We start from the raw sequence: 13,249 nt of genomic DNA on the forward strand, positions 1-13,249 counted from the left end.
TGCACCACAAGCCCCATGCGCCACCTGCGTGCCGTACTTCTGAGCCTGGCCGGCGTGGCCGTGCTGGCTCCGCCACCGGCGACAGCGCAGTCCGTGGCACTTCGCGGCGTGCTGGGCAGCAAGGCCCTGCTGGTCATCGACGGCGGCACGCCACGCGCTCTGGCGGCCGGCGACAGCCTGCAGGACGTGCGCGTGCTGCAGGTATCGGGCGACACGGCCGAGGTGGAAATCAAGGGCCGCCGCCAGACATTGCGCCTGGGCGAAGCGCCCATCAGCCTGGGCGGCCGGGGCGCGGCAGCGGGCGATCCCGCGCTTGGCCGGCGCGTGGTGCTCAAGGCCGACAACCGGGGCCATTTCATCGAACGCGGCCAGATCAATGGCAAGACCATGGTCTACATGGTGGACACGGGCGCCAGCTCGGTCGCCATAGGCCGGTCCGACGCCGAACGCATGGGCCTTCCCTTTCTCAAGGGCCAGCCCGTGATGATGCGCACCGCCAACGGCGACGCCCAGGGCTGGAGCCTGCGGCTGGACTCGGTGCGCGTGGGCGATGTCGAGGTCTTTGGCGTGGACGCCGTGGTCGCCCCTCTTGCCATGCCCTATGTGCTGCTGGGGAACAGCTTTCTGGCCCACGTCCAGATGACCCGCCAGGGCAGCGAGATGGTGCTGGAGCGGCGCTGATGCGGCCTGCACGCGCCCCGCTTTCCGCACCCCGCCACCGATGAGCCGACGCCCCGACGATTCCTACGAAGACCTGCTGGGCCTGTGGTCCGACCTGGAGGCCGCGCTGTCCGTGCTGCTGTCCGCGCCGCTGCAGGTGCAGGGCTTCCTGGTCAAGCTGCAGCAGATCGACCTGTGGCTGCAGGAGTTGATCGCGCACGACAGCGATGCCGCGCTGTACCTGATGTTCCAGCGCGCCTGCTCCTCCACCGTGGGCTACAGCGCCTCCCATGCCCTGGTCTGCGCCTGCCTGTGCCATGTGCTGGCGCGCGAGCTGCGCCTGAACGAGACCGAGCACCGCACCCTGGTACGCGGCGCGCTGACCATGAACATCGGCATGAACGCGCTGCAGGATGAACTGGCGCTGCAGCGCGAGCCGCTGACCCCCGCCCAGCAGCAGGCCGTGCAGCGCCATCCGCTGCAAAGCCAGGCCCTGCTGGCGCGTCTGTTCGTCAACGACGCGCTGTGGCTGGAACTGGTGGCCCGCCACCATGAAGCCGTACCCCAGCAGCCCTTGACCACACTGCCCCCGGTGCAGCGCCTGGTGCGCATCCTGGGCACGGTGGACCGCTACGCGGCCCTGATCAGCCCGCGCAAGTCACGCGAAGGCCGCAGCGCCGCCGAGTCGCTGCGCGCACTCACCCAGCAGCAGCGCTACTCCGACGAGGTGGGCTTTGCGCTGGTGCGCGCCGTGGGCCTGTGCCCGCCCGGCACCTATGTGCGGCTGGACAACGGCGACATCGCCGTGGTGCTGCGCCGTGGCGAGCCGCCGCAGCCGCCGCTGGTGGCCAGCGTGATCGGCGCCGATGGCGCCAGCCTCTACCCGCCCGTCATCCACGAAGGCGAGGACGGCCCCCGCATCCGCTCGGCACTGGCGCGCGCCGCCATCACGCTGGAGCTGGACCCGCGCACGCTGGCGCAGCTGGGCGTGCTGGCCGCACGCGGCAGCCAGTCGCTGTACCGCATGGTGCAGGTGCCGGGCAACATCTGAAGCGCCTGCCACGCGCATGTGGCCACCGCGAACAGCCTCAGGTCCGCGCGCCGGCCCACAAGCCCGCATGGTGGCCGCGCGTGAAGGCCTCTTCCAGCACCGAGTAGCCGGCCCAGTCGGAATGCGCGAACCACAGGCGTCTCGTGCCCGGCGTGGGCAGCAGGGCCACGCGCTCGCCGGCGCACTGCGCGCTGCGGCCCCGGTGGAGCGACTGCAGCGCCACCTGGCTGAGCAGTTGCTGGTCGCCAGGCCGGGGAATGGCCATGGCGTGGCCGTAGCGCGTGATCTCCATGCGCGTGGCCTTGTGCAGCAGGTCGGGATGGGGGACGAGCAGGCTGCCGACGATGCGGTCTCGCCAGAAGCCGAAGGGCTGGCCCAGCAGTTGCGCGCGCCCTTCAGGCCAGTCGCCGAGCGCCTGGTAGTAACTGAGCACCGTGGGCCGGGGCGTGAGCCGGTCCAGGCCCTGGTGGCCCGCGTCCACGTAGCCCAGACCGCCCGCATTCGGATCGGCAAACAGCACGTTGTCCCAGGCCGGATCGGCGCCGGGCCGGTCGGCCAGCGGCCGCTGCAGATGGATGTTGGCCACCAGCCAGGGCGCCCAGTCCAGCCGGCCGGCCACCGCGCGCAGGAAGTCCGGCGCATCGCGCACCACGCGTGCCGCGATGAAGCTGGGCAGGGCCACGACGCAGCGCGCGGCCAGCCAGCGCTCGTGCTGCTGGCGGCCATGGTGGTAGACGTCGATCTCCACACCGTCGGCACCTTCGACGATGGATAGCACGCTGCAATCCGTCTGCAGGTCGGTAGAGCCCAGCCCGGCCACCAGTTGCTGCGACAGCCAGCCGTTGCCCTGGGGCCAGGTCAGCACGGCGTCGCCGGCCTCTTCTGCCGTTCGCTCGTCCTGGCGGCGCGGGGCCGAGAAGCCATGGCGGCTGGCGAAATAGTGAATGCCTGCCCAGGCCGATACGCGCGCCAGGCCCGCGCCAAAGTCGTCGCGGCAGCAGTACTCCAGATACCAGATCAGCTGCGCATCATCGATGCCCTGGCTGGTCAGCCAGGCCTGCATGGTCTGGCCGTCCAGCGCGGCATGGGCGGCGGGCAGCCGGCCCTCGCGCTGCCAGACACGGATGGACGGCATGGCAAAGGCCGCCCTGTCCATCTCCTGGGCCACGCTACGCGCAAAGAGTTCGTACTGCTCCAGCGTGCGCGGCGCCACGCCATCGACGGGCAGCAGGCCCTCATGCCAGGCGCCCTGCCAGAACAGGCGCTCCTGCGGGCTGTGGCACAGATGGCGCTCGTCGTACTGCCAGCGGCCTGCGCGGCGCTGGCGCAGGCCCAGGGCCTCCAGCCAGTCCTGCACCTCGGCCGCATCGTCGCCGGGCAGGGGCAGATAGTGGGCACCCAGCGGACAGGGCAGGCCCGCAATGCTGCCGCCCTGGCTGTTGCCGCCCATGGCCTGCTGCGTGTCCAGCAGGGCCACGCCCTGCACACCCGCCAGCTCCAGTGCGCGCGCGGCGGCCAGTCCTGCCATGCCGCCGCCGGCAATCACCACCTTGGCACGGTGCACCACGGCCGGCGCCGGCAGCGCCAGGCCCTGGGCCAGCCGCTGCCAGAACGCGCGCAAGGCATGGCCGCGCTCCAGCGCCACGCCGCTGAATCCGCCGGGCAGGTCTTCAAGCCGCGGTGGCGTTGGCGTGCAGCCGGACAGGCCCAGGCCCAGGGCTGCACCGCCGGCCAGGCCCTGCAGCCATTGGCGCCGGCTCCACAGGGGCAAGAGGCCGGTGCTCAACGCTCCACCCTGCCCCATTCGCGCTCGTAGGTGTTGACCAGCACCTGGTTGGACAGGCGGTTGACCTCGGCCGGCACACGCGCCATGTCCAGCGGGAAGTCGAACATCAGCGCCATGGTCTGCGCGCTCAGAAAGCGCAGGCCCGCAGGCAGGGCATCGGGCTCGCGCCAAGGGCGGTGGCTGGCGATGACGAAGCCCCATTCGCCAAAGCTGGGCACATGGGCGTGGTAGGGCGTGGCCTGCAGGCCGATGGATTCGATGGTCTGCACCACGGTCCAGTAGCTCTTGCGTGCGATCAGGGGCGAGGTGGTCTGCACCACGGCGTAGCCGCTGGCCGCCAGGCGCTTGTCCAGCAAGGCATAGAAGCTGTTGGTGAACAGCTTGCCGATGGCGAAATTGGTCGGGTCGGGGAAATCGACGATGACCACGTCGAAGGTATCGCCGCCCTGCTGCAGCCAGTGGAAGGCATCGGTATTGAGGATGTGCACGCGCGCATCGCTGAGCGCTTCGCCGTTGAGCCGGCGCAGCATGGCGTTGTCCTTGAACAGGTCGGTCATGGCCGGGTCCAGCTCCACCAGGGTGACCGACTCCACCGAGGGGTACTTGAGCACCTCGCGCACGGCCATGCCGTCGCCGCCGCCCAGCACGGCCACGCGCTTGGGCGCGCCATGCGCGGCCATCACGGGGTGGACCAGGGCCTCGTGGTAGCGGTACTCGTCGCTTTGGGCGAACTGCAGGTTGCCGTTGAGGTACAGCCGCGCGCCCTGGCGCCCCTGCGTCACCACGATGCGCTGGTAGGGCGAGCTGCTGGAGAGCACGATGCGGTCCTGGTAGAAATGGTCGTCGGCCAGGCGCGTCAGATGGTCGGCGCCCCAGATGCCCGTGCCCAGCAGGGCCAGCACGGCCGCGCAGGCCAGGGCATGGGCGCGCGGTCGCCGCAGTTCATGGCGAAACAGCAGCAGTGCCCAGACCGCCACCGCCGCATTCATGAAGCCGAACAGCAGCCCCGTGCGCACCAGGCCCAGCTTGGGCACCAGCAGCAGCGGAAATGCCAGCGACACGGCCAGCGCGCCCAGGTAGTCGAAGGTCAGCACCTGGGACACCAGGTCCTTGAGCGTCACATTGCGCTTGAGGATGCGCATCACCAGCGGAATCTCCAGCCCCACCAGGGTGCCCACCACCAGCACCATGCCGTACAGCAGGAACCGGAACGCGCCGGGCGCGTAGGCATTGGCAATGAACAGCGTGGCCGGCAGCGCGCCGCCGACCAGGGCCACCATCAGCTCGATGCGCAGAAAGTGCGCGGGCAGATGGTCCTCGAAATAGCGCGACAGCCATGAGCCGATGCCCATGGCGAACAGGTAGCTGCCGATGATGGTGGAGAACTGCAGGACCGAGTCGCCCAGCAGATAGGAAGCCAGCGCACCCGCAGCCAGTTCGTAAAGCAGGCCGCAGGCCGCGATCACGAAGACGCTGACCAGCAGGGCGATGTCGATGGGACGCGCCGGCTGCGCGCCGGCAAGAGGGGCTGAGGTTTGCACGGCCGGTATTGTGCGCGATGCGCCCCTTCCCGCGTGCAACGGACACCGTGCAAAGCGGGAAGGAGCGCAGCGCCTCGGGCGCCGCCGTCAGAACTGGTAGTTGGCGCTGACCAGAACGCTGCGCGGTGCGCCTGGCATGGAGCTGGAGCGCCAGTACTGCTTGTCGAACAGGTTGGACAGCGCCACGGTCACGGTCCAGGCGTCCTGGCGCCAGCCCACCAGCGCATCCCAGCGCGAGTAGCCGGGCAGGATGGCCGTGTTGGCGGCGTTGGTGAAGCGGCTGCCCGTGTAGGTCACGCCGACTTCGCCGTACCAGGGTCCCTTGGGCGCATAGCGCAGGAACAGGTTGCCGTTGCGCTTGGCCGTGTCACGCAGGTACAGGCCCACGTTGGCGGGGTTTTGCGCGTCTTCAGCCACCTTGGCCTCCATGAAGGCCACGCCGCCGCGCACATACCAGGAACTGGCCACGCGGCCGGCCGCGCTGAACTCGATGCCGCGCGAACGGTCCTTGCCCCGGATGGCCCAGGTGTAGGGATCGTTCTCGGGATCGGGGCGGTAGCGGATGTTGTACTTCTCCAGCTGGTAGACGGAGACCTGGGTGGACAGCGCGCCGCCCAGCCAGTCGCTCTTGACGCCGACCTCGGACTGGCGCGAGTACTGGGGCTCGTCGTCCGGCACCGCGCCCACGGCGGTTTCCACGGTCAGGATGCCGCGCCCGCCATAGGGCGAGTAGCTCTTGTTCCAGGACGCATAGAAGCTGTGCTCACGCACCGGCTGCCACACCACGCCCACGCGCGGGCTGAAGCCGTTGCCGTCGGTCTTGCGCGTGAGGTTGGCGATCTTGTTGGTGCTCTGGAAGTCGTAGCTGTCGTAGCGCAGGCCCAGCAGCAACTTCCACTGCTCGGTCAGGCTGACCAGGTCCTGCATGTACAGCGCCTGGCCCTTGCCCTTGTGATAGTTGTCCTGGGTCGGATTGCCCTGCACCGGACGGCTGGGCCAGACGATGGGCTGGAACGGATCGTAGGAGAAGGTGCTGCCGGGCTGGCCGACGCGCGGCGCGCGCTCTTCCTCACTGGCCTCCAGGCCCACCAGCAGGTCGTGCTTGATGCTGCCCGTGCTGAACTTGCCCGTCAGGTCCAGCGTGTTGGACAGCGTGGTGTTGCGGGTCTGCTGCCAAGCGTAGTTGGGCGTGATCTTGCCGGTCGCGGCGCGGTAGGTACCGGCGAAATAGTGGTCGAAGTCCTGGCTGGCCTCGCGCTTGCTGGCCACCCAGCGCAGACTCCAGCGGTTGTTGAAGTCGTAGGACAGGTCGGAGCGCAGCACGCGCAGGCGATCTTCCACGTAGTCGCCCGGCGCCGCGAAGCCCTTGCGGATGGAAACGCCGGCTGGCAACTGGTCATAGACCGGGCCGCGATCGGGCACGCGCCAGACGTTGTCATAGGTGTACTGGCCGGTCCAGCGCCATCCCGTGCGGGTGTCCACCAGGATGCTGGGCGAGACCATCTCGTTGCGGTTGCGTATGCCTTCGCGGAAGCTGTGGGCCTGCTCGCGGTCGGCCGTCAGGCGCACGGCCACGTTCTCGTTGAGCACGCGGTTGATGTCGATGGTGCCGCCCACGTTGTCCCAGGAGCCGCCGCGCAGCGTGATGCTGCTCTTGGCGTCGAAGCGCGCCTGCTTGCTCACCATGTTGACCACGCCGCCGCCCGCGCTGCGGCCGTAGAGCACCGAGGCCGGGCCCTTGAGGATCTCGATGCGCTCCACATTGGCCGTGCTGCGGCGCACCTGGCCGCTTTCGCGCACGCCGTCGCGGTAGATGTCGCTCTCGTCGGCCTTGAAGCCGCGGATGTACACGCCCTCGCCACGCATGTCGTAGCTGGTGTTCACGCCCGGCACGCCGTCCAGCATGGTGGCCAGGTCGTTGATGCCGTAGCTCTTGTACTTGTTGACCTCCAGCGTATCGATGGTCTGCGGGATGTCCTTGGGCGCCAGATAGGTCTTGGTCGCCGTGGTCACGCCTTCAGGGCGCACGTCGTCAGGGTCGTACTGGGAGGCGTTGACCTGCAGCGTGGGCAGGGTGTGGGCCTGTTGAGGCCGCGTCTGCGTCTGTGCCTGGGCCGGATCGGTTGGAACGGCTGGAGCGGCCTCCTGGGCATGGACCGCGCCCGCCAGCGCGGTGGTGATGATGCCAGCGGTCACACCCGCTGAAAGCCTTGCCCTGCGGGCGGCTTGATGGTCTGTCATGGAAACCCTCTCTTCGAATGAAGGGGGCGATTCTATTTAGAATGCAAACGAATATCATTTGCAAACTCACTATCAACAAGGAATTTGTTGCCACGCAACAACGCCGCCATGCGCAGCGCAGCCGCACCTTTTCAGGCGGGCTGCGTGTCGGCGGGAGATGGGGAGTGCGGGGGGCCAGGCGGCCCCGTTCAGTGGATGGCGGCAGCGACGATGATGCTGATGCCCAGGCACATGGCGGCCACCACCATGGCCAGCGCCTTGTTGTGCTTCTCGACGATCTCGGCCCACATGTCCACGGGCGTGATCTTGTCGATGATGATGAAGCACAGCCAGAACACCACCACGCCCACCAGCGCATAGAGGATCGAGCCGAAGAAGGCGGCGGGGTTGAACCAGTCGAAGTTCATGATCAGTTTCTCCGTTGTTTACTTGTGGCTGCCGCCCGAGGTGTAGCCACCCCAGGAGCCGCCGCTGCTGCGGGTGTAGCTGTTGCAGTTGGGATCGGTGTTCGGGTTGCAGTTCGGGCGCGACATGCAGCCGCGCAGCATGACGAACACCAGCCACAGGATGACCACGCCGATGACGATGGTCCACAGGCCGAAGCGGCTGCCCGACATCACGCCGACCTGCGAGCGGTCCCGCAGCTGCTTGAGGCCGAAGGCCGTGGCCAGCGTGGTGGCCGAGACGGCGCTGCCATGCGACCAGGTGGTCTCGCCGTTCTCGGTCTCGCTGGCCAGAAAGGCCTTGTTCTGCGCGCCTGCGCTCACATAGTCCACATTGCGCGTGGTCTGGCCGCGCTGCACGGGCCAGTAGAACTCGCCCAGCGCATAGGTGGTCTCGGCCGTGTAGCGCGATTCAAGCTGGTACTGCCGGCCCATGTACTTGGCCGTGCTGCGGTTCTTGGAGAGCTTGGGCACGCCCGTGGTCACGCGGGCCATGCTCCAGCCATCGGAGGAATCGACCAGGAAGGCGAAGCCGGCCTTCTGGCTGAACAGCAGGTATTCCTCCCAGCCAAAGCTCTCGTCGTCGCCGGCCTCCTCGCCCATGCGGTGCTGAAAGCCCACCACCTGCCACTGCAGGCCTTCCAATGCGCCCTTGCTGCCCAGGGGGATGGCGGGGCGCACGGGCTCGTTCTGTTCGGCATAGGACAGTTCCTTGCCAATGCCCTGGCTCAGGTCCACCAGCGATCCGCAACTGGGGCAGCTCAGGCTCTTGGTGGTGGAAAAGCGCACAGGCACCACGGCGCCGCACTTGGGGCAGTTGAAGTGCCTGCCCTGCTCGCCCTTGAGCGAGGCGCCGTCGCGCAGGCCCTGCAGCCTGAGGTCGTCCAGCACCACGCGTTCGCCCAGGCTCAGCGCAGGCGGCTGGGACGAGAAGTCCACGGACAGGACCTGGCCCTGCTCGCTGCGCAGCTCCACCAGCCGGTACGGCGTGCCGGGCTCGGGCAGCTGCGCCAGTTCGCCCTGGGCAGATACCAGCCGCGCGTTCTGCACGCTGCTGACCGTGAAGCTCTTGCCGCCCAGCACGCGGTGCGAGCCCAGCAGCCAGTCGGAGGCCTTGAACGGCCCGTTGCGCAGGGCCTCGGCCTCCCAGGGCCAGGACCAGACGAACTGGCCGTTGTCCTCGCTCAGAAAGCCCAGCGCACCATCGCTGAACGCGGCCACCCATTCGCTCCAGGCGCCCGCCTCGCTCTTGAGCTGCAGCCGCCCGACCAGGGTGAAGTGCTCGGGCTTGCCGTTGCGCAGCATCTGGCCCGTGGCGCCGATGCGCAGGGGGCTGTAGTCCTCGAAGACCTCGGCCATGGAGCCGCGGCGCTGCAGCACATCGCCCTGGCGCACCACGGTGCTGCGGCAGAACTCGCAGACGGCGTAGCTGGCCTGGGCGCTGGAAAATTCCACGGGCGCGCCGCAGCCGGGGCAAGGTGCGCGATAGACGCGCTGCGATGGACTCGATGCCATGTGGGAAGGTCGTCAGTGGTGAGAGGGCCTGGAGCGCGGCTGGCCGGCCACGCCATTCACGCAAGCTGCGCCCGTGGAGCGCAGCGCGGTGGCGGCGGTCAATGCGGCTTGCCTTTGGCCGTGCCGGGCTTGGCCGCGGCGGCTGCCGGGTCGGCCTTCTTGCTGCCCAGCCTGGATTCCTTGCCGGCCATCAGGCGCTGGATGTTCTCGCGGTGGCGCCAGATCAGCAGGGCCGCCATGGCGACGATGGCGGCGGCAATCGGCGTCTCGGCATACCAGACCACGCCACTGCACAGCAGGTAGTAGACGGGGGCGAACACGGAGGCCACCAGGGCCGCCAGCGAGGAATAGCGGAAGAACACGGCAATGATCAGCCAGGTCAGCGCCACCGCCAGGCCCAGCCAGACGCTGATGCCCAGCAGCACGCCCAGGGCCGTGGCCACGCCCTTGCCGCCCTTGAAGCGGAAGAACACCGGGTACAGGTGGCCCAGGAAGGCGGCCAGCGCCACCATGGCCACCGTGCCGTCGCCCAGGCCGAAGCGGCTGCCGAACCATTGCACCAGGGCCACGGGCAGCCAGCCCTTGGCGGCGTCCAGCAGCAGGGTCACGGCTGCGGCCGCCTTGCTGCCGGAACGCAGCACATTGGTGGCGCCGGGGTTGCCGCTGCCATAGGTGCGCGGATCATTCAGGCCCATGGCCCGGCTGACGATGACGGCGAACGACAGCGAGCCGATCAGGTAGGCCGCCACGGTGGCGAGAAGGGGGTAGAGCGCGTTCAATTGAAGTCCTTGGCCGGTCTGTGGAGCGCCGGCGCGCGATCCGGCCGGCCATGATGGCCCGCCCTCCCTGATCGCCGACACATGTTTTTCATCAGGACCTGCGCGACCCGATGGAGGCGGTGGCCGCCTTCCCGTGTGCGCAAGTCATGTTCATTTCTTCAGGGCATCTATTCTGCCAGCGCGCAGTGCACGGGCCGTGCATCCAGCAGCTGCACGCAGACCTGCGGGTCCAGCTGCACCAGAAAGCCCCGGCGCCCGCCGTTGATGGCGATGCGCGGCAGCGCCAGGATGCTCTCTTCGATATAGACCGGCATGTCGCGGCGCGTGCCGAAGGGCGAGGTGCCGCCGACCAGGTAGCCGCTGTGGCGGTTGGCGACTTCGGGCTTGCAGGGCTCCACGCTCTTGGCGCCGATCTGCCGTGCCAGGTTCTTGGTGGAGACCTTGCAGTCGCCGTGCATGAGCACGATCAGCGGCCTGGCGTCCTGGTCCTGCATCACCAGGGTCTTGACCACCATGTGCTCGTCCAGGCCCAGGCTGGCCGCGCTGTGCTCGGTGCCGCCGTGTTCCAGGTACTCATAGGGGTGCTCGGTGAACTCCACCTTGTGGGCGCGCAGCAGCTGCGTGGCCGGTGTCTCGCTGACATGAGAGTTTTTCTTGGACATGAATTTTTTATCGTTTTACAATAATTTTTATCGATTCATCAATACAAGGCTGTGCCATGAACTATACGCCCCACGCCGCGGGCAACGCCCTGAGGCGCCACTCCCAGGCGGCGCGCATCCTGATTGCGCTCGGTGCCGTCGCGCTGCTGGCCCTGCCGGCAGCCGCCCTGCTGTCGCCGCAAGATCTTTCGGGCCAGGCGGAAGGCCTGCTGGGCATGCCGCCCGGCCAGCCGCTGGACATGGCTGCGCGCTGGCGCACCGCACTGGTCAGCCTGCTGCCCGTGGGCTGCGGCCTGTATGCGCTGCGCCAGTTGTGGACACTGTTCGGCGAGTATCTGCAGGGCCGTGTCTTCGGCCAGCAGGCGCAGCACGCCCTGATGCGCTTTGCCTGGACGGTGCTGGCGGGCGCGCTGGCCCTGCCCTTCACGCGCGCGCTGATGTCGGTGGCGGCCAGCATGGGCAATCCGCCAGGGCAGCGCTTCGTCACGCTGGGCCTGTACTGGCACGATGGCCTGCTGGTTCTGCTCGGCGTGGTGCTGGTCTCCATCGCCCATGTGATGCTGCAGGCGCGGCGCATCGCCGACGAGAACGCGGGATTCGTCTGAGCATGCCCATCATCGTCCACCTCGATGTGATGCTGGCGCGCCGCAAGATGCGTTCGCGCGAACTGGCCGAGATGGTCGGCATCACCGAACAGAATATTTCCCTGCTCAAGAGCGGCAAGGTGCGCGGCGTGCGATTCGACACGCTGGAGCGCATCTGCGAGGCGCTCCAGTGCCAGCCCGGTGACCTGCTGGAATGGGTGGCAGGGCCCGAGGCTTGAGCAGCGGACGGCTGCGGCTGATCGCGGGCCTGCTGCTGTCGCTGCTGCTGCACGGGGCGCTGCTGTGGCAGGGTCTGGCCCCGGACAATGCGCGGCCCGGCACCGGGCAGGCCGAGGCGCACCGCCTTCAGGTGGTCTGGGTCGAGACGCCGATGCCGACGCCGGCCCCCTCTCCTGCTCCTGCTCCAGCGGCTGCCCGGCCCGGACCGGCGCCCGCGCCCAGTCCCGCGCCCAGGCCCAGTCCCGCGCCCAGGCCCAAGCCTGCGCGGCGGCCGGACACCGCCGCCGTCGCACCGCCTTCAAGGCAAAGCGCAGGGGCTGCAAAGGCCACGGAGCAGGCCGCAACAGCCGCCGCGCCGCAAGCGCCTGTGCCCGTCGACACCGAGGCCGTCCCGGACACCGCGCGCAGCGCCAGGGCCATGGGCCGCCTGCTGGACTCGGCCGCAGGCCGCGAGGCCGTGCAGTCGGCGGCCCGGCAGGGCCTGGTCAGGCCCCAGATCCATGCGCAGCGCGAGGACCCGCTGGCCAGCGGCATGCGCGAGGCCGCCCAGGGCGATTGCATGAAGGGCGAGTTCAAGGGCGGCGGCATGGGCCTGCTGAGCCTGCCCATGCTGGCGGCCGCTGCGCTCAAGGGCGAGTGCAGCCGCTGAAGGCGCGGAGCCTAGGCCTATTGCGCAGGGTCGCGCACTTCCCAGCGGATGGCGTCGATGGCCGACAGCAGTTCAGGCGACAGTTGCGTGCCCCAGGCGTTCAGGTCCTCATCGAGCTGGGCCACCGAGGTCACGCCGATGATGGTGCTGGCCACCTGCCACTTGGTGTAGCAAAACGCCAGCGCCAGCTGCGTGGGCGTCATGCCGTGCTCGCGCGCCAGCGCGTTGTAGCGGCGCGCGGCGGCCAGGGCTTCGGGCCGGCCCCAGCGCTGCTTGCGCACCGATTCGTAGCGCGCAATGCGTGCGGCCTGCGGCGCAGCGGGATCGGTGGGCGCATGCACGTCGAACTTGCCCGTGAGCAGGCCGAAGGCCAGCGGCGAATAGGCCAGCAGCGAGACACCCAGGCGGTGGCAGCTTTCGTCCATGCCGTTTTCCCAGCTGCGGTTGAGCAGGCAATAGGCGTTCTGCACCGAGGCCACGCGCGGCAGGCCGTGCTGCTCGGCCAGGCGCACGAATTCGTGCACGCCCCAGGGCGTTTCGTTGGACAGGCCGATGTGGCGCACCTTGCCTTCACGGACCAGGCGGCCCAGCGCCTCGAGCTGCTCGTGGATGCCGGTCTGCGAGCTTTCCTTGGACGGGTCGTAGTACAGCTGGCCGAAAGCCGGCACATTGCGCTCGGGCCAGTGGATCTGGTAGAGGTCGATCACGTCCGTGCCCAGGCGGCGCAGGCTGCCTTCGCAGGAGGCAGCGATGTCGGCCGCCGTCATGCCCTTGCCCTCGCGCACCCAGGGCATGCCCCGCGAAGGACCGGCCACCTTGGTGGCCAGCACGACCTTGGCGCGCGCGCCGGGGCGCTGGGCGAACCAGCGGCCGATGATGGTCTCGGTGGCGCCGCAGGTTTCGGCGCGTGCGGGCACGGCATACATCTCGGCCGTGTCGAAGAAGTCCACGCCGCGCTCCAGCGCGCGGTCCATGATGGCAAAGGCCTCGGCCTCGCCGACCTGCTCGCCGAACGTCATGGTGCCCAGGCAGATGGGGCTGACTTGCAATGCGCTTTGACCGAGCGCCACCGGTTGCATGGAGGGGGAATTCATGGGC

13 protein-coding genes are annotated in these 13,249 nt (G+C 68.8%); 5 read left to right on the top strand and 8 right to left on the bottom strand.

What is annotated here, in order from left to right; all coding sequences use genetic code 11:
- The first annotated feature begins 15 nt into the window (after positions 1-15).
- A complete protein-coding gene (locus CLV01_RS22365) occupies positions 16-681 on the top strand; it encodes a retropepsin-like aspartic protease family protein (protein ID WP_013801579.1) in 666 nt (221 codons plus the stop codon).
- A gap of 40 nt (positions 682-721) precedes the next feature.
- On the top strand, positions 722-1,711 hold the full coding sequence (locus CLV01_RS22370) for an HD-GYP domain-containing protein (protein ID WP_099733175.1): 990 nt from the start codon (positions 722-724) through the stop codon (positions 1,709-1,711).
- 37 nt (positions 1,712-1,748) lie between these two features.
- On the opposite strand, the gene CLV01_RS22375 is transcribed toward CLV01_RS22370, so the two are convergent.
- The 7 genes from CLV01_RS22375 to ybaK form a co-directional block, all read right to left on the bottom strand.
- A complete protein-coding gene (locus tag CLV01_RS22375; RefSeq protein ID WP_099733174.1) occupies positions 1,749-3,515 on the bottom strand; it encodes an FAD-dependent oxidoreductase in 1,767 nt (588 codons plus the stop codon).
- A complete protein-coding gene (locus tag CLV01_RS22380) occupies positions 3,494-5,038 on the bottom strand; it encodes a polyamine aminopropyltransferase (protein WP_034395892.1) in 1,545 nt (514 codons plus the stop codon). The genes CLV01_RS22375 and CLV01_RS22380 overlap by 22 nt, the downstream gene beginning before the upstream one ends.
- Before the next feature lie 87 nt (positions 5,039-5,125).
- Entirely contained in the window at positions 5,126-7,279 is a 2,154-nt protein-coding gene (locus tag CLV01_RS22385; protein ID WP_099733173.1) for a TonB-dependent receptor, read from the bottom strand.
- 188 nt (positions 7,280-7,467) lie between these two features.
- Positions 7,468-7,686 carry a DUF350 domain-containing protein gene (locus tag CLV01_RS22390; protein ID WP_013801574.1) on the bottom strand — a complete coding sequence of 73 codons (219 nt, stop codon included), beginning with the start codon at positions 7,684-7,686 and terminating at the stop codon, positions 7,468-7,470.
- Between the two features lie 18 nt (positions 7,687-7,704).
- On the bottom strand, positions 7,705-9,237 hold the full coding sequence (locus CLV01_RS22395) for a DUF4178 domain-containing protein (protein ID WP_099733172.1): 1,533 nt from the start codon (positions 9,235-9,237) through the stop codon (positions 7,705-7,707).
- A 98-nt stretch (positions 9,238-9,335) separates the two neighbouring features.
- A complete protein-coding gene (gene plsY, locus CLV01_RS22400; protein WP_013801572.1) occupies positions 9,336-10,016 on the bottom strand; it encodes a glycerol-3-phosphate 1-O-acyltransferase PlsY in 681 nt (226 codons plus the stop codon).
- Between the two features lie 167 nt (positions 10,017-10,183).
- Positions 10,184-10,678 (bottom strand): Cys-tRNA(Pro) deacylase, encoded by a 495-nt coding sequence (gene ybaK, locus CLV01_RS22405; RefSeq protein WP_012206589.1) that lies wholly within the window; start codon positions 10,676-10,678, stop codon positions 10,184-10,186.
- Positions 10,679-10,734: 56 nt separating this feature from the next.
- On the opposite strand from ybaK, the gene CLV01_RS22410 reads away from it, so the two are divergent.
- The 3 genes from CLV01_RS22410 to CLV01_RS22420 are packed head-to-tail and all read left to right on the top strand — an operon-like array spanning position 10,735 to position 12,151.
- Positions 10,735-11,283, top strand: coding sequence for a DUF2975 domain-containing protein (locus CLV01_RS22410; RefSeq protein ID WP_013801571.1), 549 nt, complete (start codon positions 10,735-10,737; stop codon positions 11,281-11,283).
- Positions 11,284-11,285: 2 nt separating this feature from the next.
- The gene (locus CLV01_RS22415; RefSeq protein WP_013801570.1) at positions 11,286-11,501 is read left to right on the top strand and encodes a helix-turn-helix domain-containing protein; all 216 of its coding nucleotides are present in this window, start codon (positions 11,286-11,288) and stop codon (positions 11,499-11,501) included.
- A complete protein-coding gene (locus tag CLV01_RS22420; protein ID WP_099733171.1) occupies positions 11,498-12,151 on the top strand; it encodes a hypothetical protein in 654 nt (217 codons plus the stop codon). The genes CLV01_RS22415 and CLV01_RS22420 overlap by 4 nt, the downstream gene beginning before the upstream one ends.
- A gap of 17 nt (positions 12,152-12,168) precedes the next feature.
- On the opposite strand, the gene CLV01_RS22425 is transcribed toward CLV01_RS22420, so the two are convergent.
- Entirely contained in the window at positions 12,169-13,230 is a 1,062-nt protein-coding gene (locus CLV01_RS22425; RefSeq protein WP_026062059.1) for an aldo/keto reductase, read from the bottom strand.
- Positions 13,231-13,249 lie beyond the last annotated feature (19 nt).

The sequence above is a fragment of the Delftia sp. 60 genome (assembly GCF_002754395.1).
Classification (GTDB): domain Bacteria; phylum Pseudomonadota; class Gammaproteobacteria; order Burkholderiales; family Burkholderiaceae_C; genus Comamonas; species Comamonas acidovorans.

What these genes read in the sequence shown, in the direction of transcription:
- CLV01_RS22365 (WP_013801579.1), top strand. Translation starts at nt 16, where the DNA reads ATGCGCCACCTGCGTGCCGTACTTCTGAGCCTGGCCGGCGTGGCCGTG.
- CLV01_RS22390 (WP_013801574.1), bottom strand. Translation starts at nt 7,686, where the DNA reads ATGAACTTCGACTGGTTCAACCCCGCCGCCTTCTTCGGCTCGATCCTC.
- ybaK (WP_012206589.1), bottom strand. Translation starts at nt 10,678, where the DNA reads ATGTCCAAGAAAAACTCTCATGTCAGCGAGACACCGGCCACGCAGCTG.
- CLV01_RS22395 (WP_099733172.1), bottom strand. Translation starts at nt 9,237, where the DNA reads ATGGCATCGAGTCCATCGCAGCGCGTCTATCGCGCACCTTGCCCCGGC.
- CLV01_RS22415 (WP_013801570.1), top strand. Translation starts at nt 11,286, where the DNA reads ATGCCCATCATCGTCCACCTCGATGTGATGCTGGCGCGCCGCAAGATG.
- CLV01_RS22410 (WP_013801571.1), top strand. Translation starts at nt 10,735, where the DNA reads ATGAACTATACGCCCCACGCCGCGGGCAACGCCCTGAGGCGCCACTCC.
- CLV01_RS22370 (WP_099733175.1), top strand. Translation starts at nt 722, where the DNA reads ATGAGCCGACGCCCCGACGATTCCTACGAAGACCTGCTGGGCCTGTGG.
- CLV01_RS22385 (WP_099733173.1), bottom strand. Translation starts at nt 7,279, where the DNA reads ATGACAGACCATCAAGCCGCCCGCAGGGCAAGGCTTTCAGCGGGTGTG.
- CLV01_RS22425 (WP_026062059.1), bottom strand. Translation starts at nt 13,230, where the DNA reads ATGCAACCGGTGGCGCTCGGTCAAAGCGCATTGCAAGTCAGCCCCATC.
- CLV01_RS22375 (WP_099733174.1), bottom strand. Translation starts at nt 3,515, where the DNA reads ATGGGGCAGGGTGGAGCGTTGAGCACCGGCCTCTTGCCCCTGTGGAGC.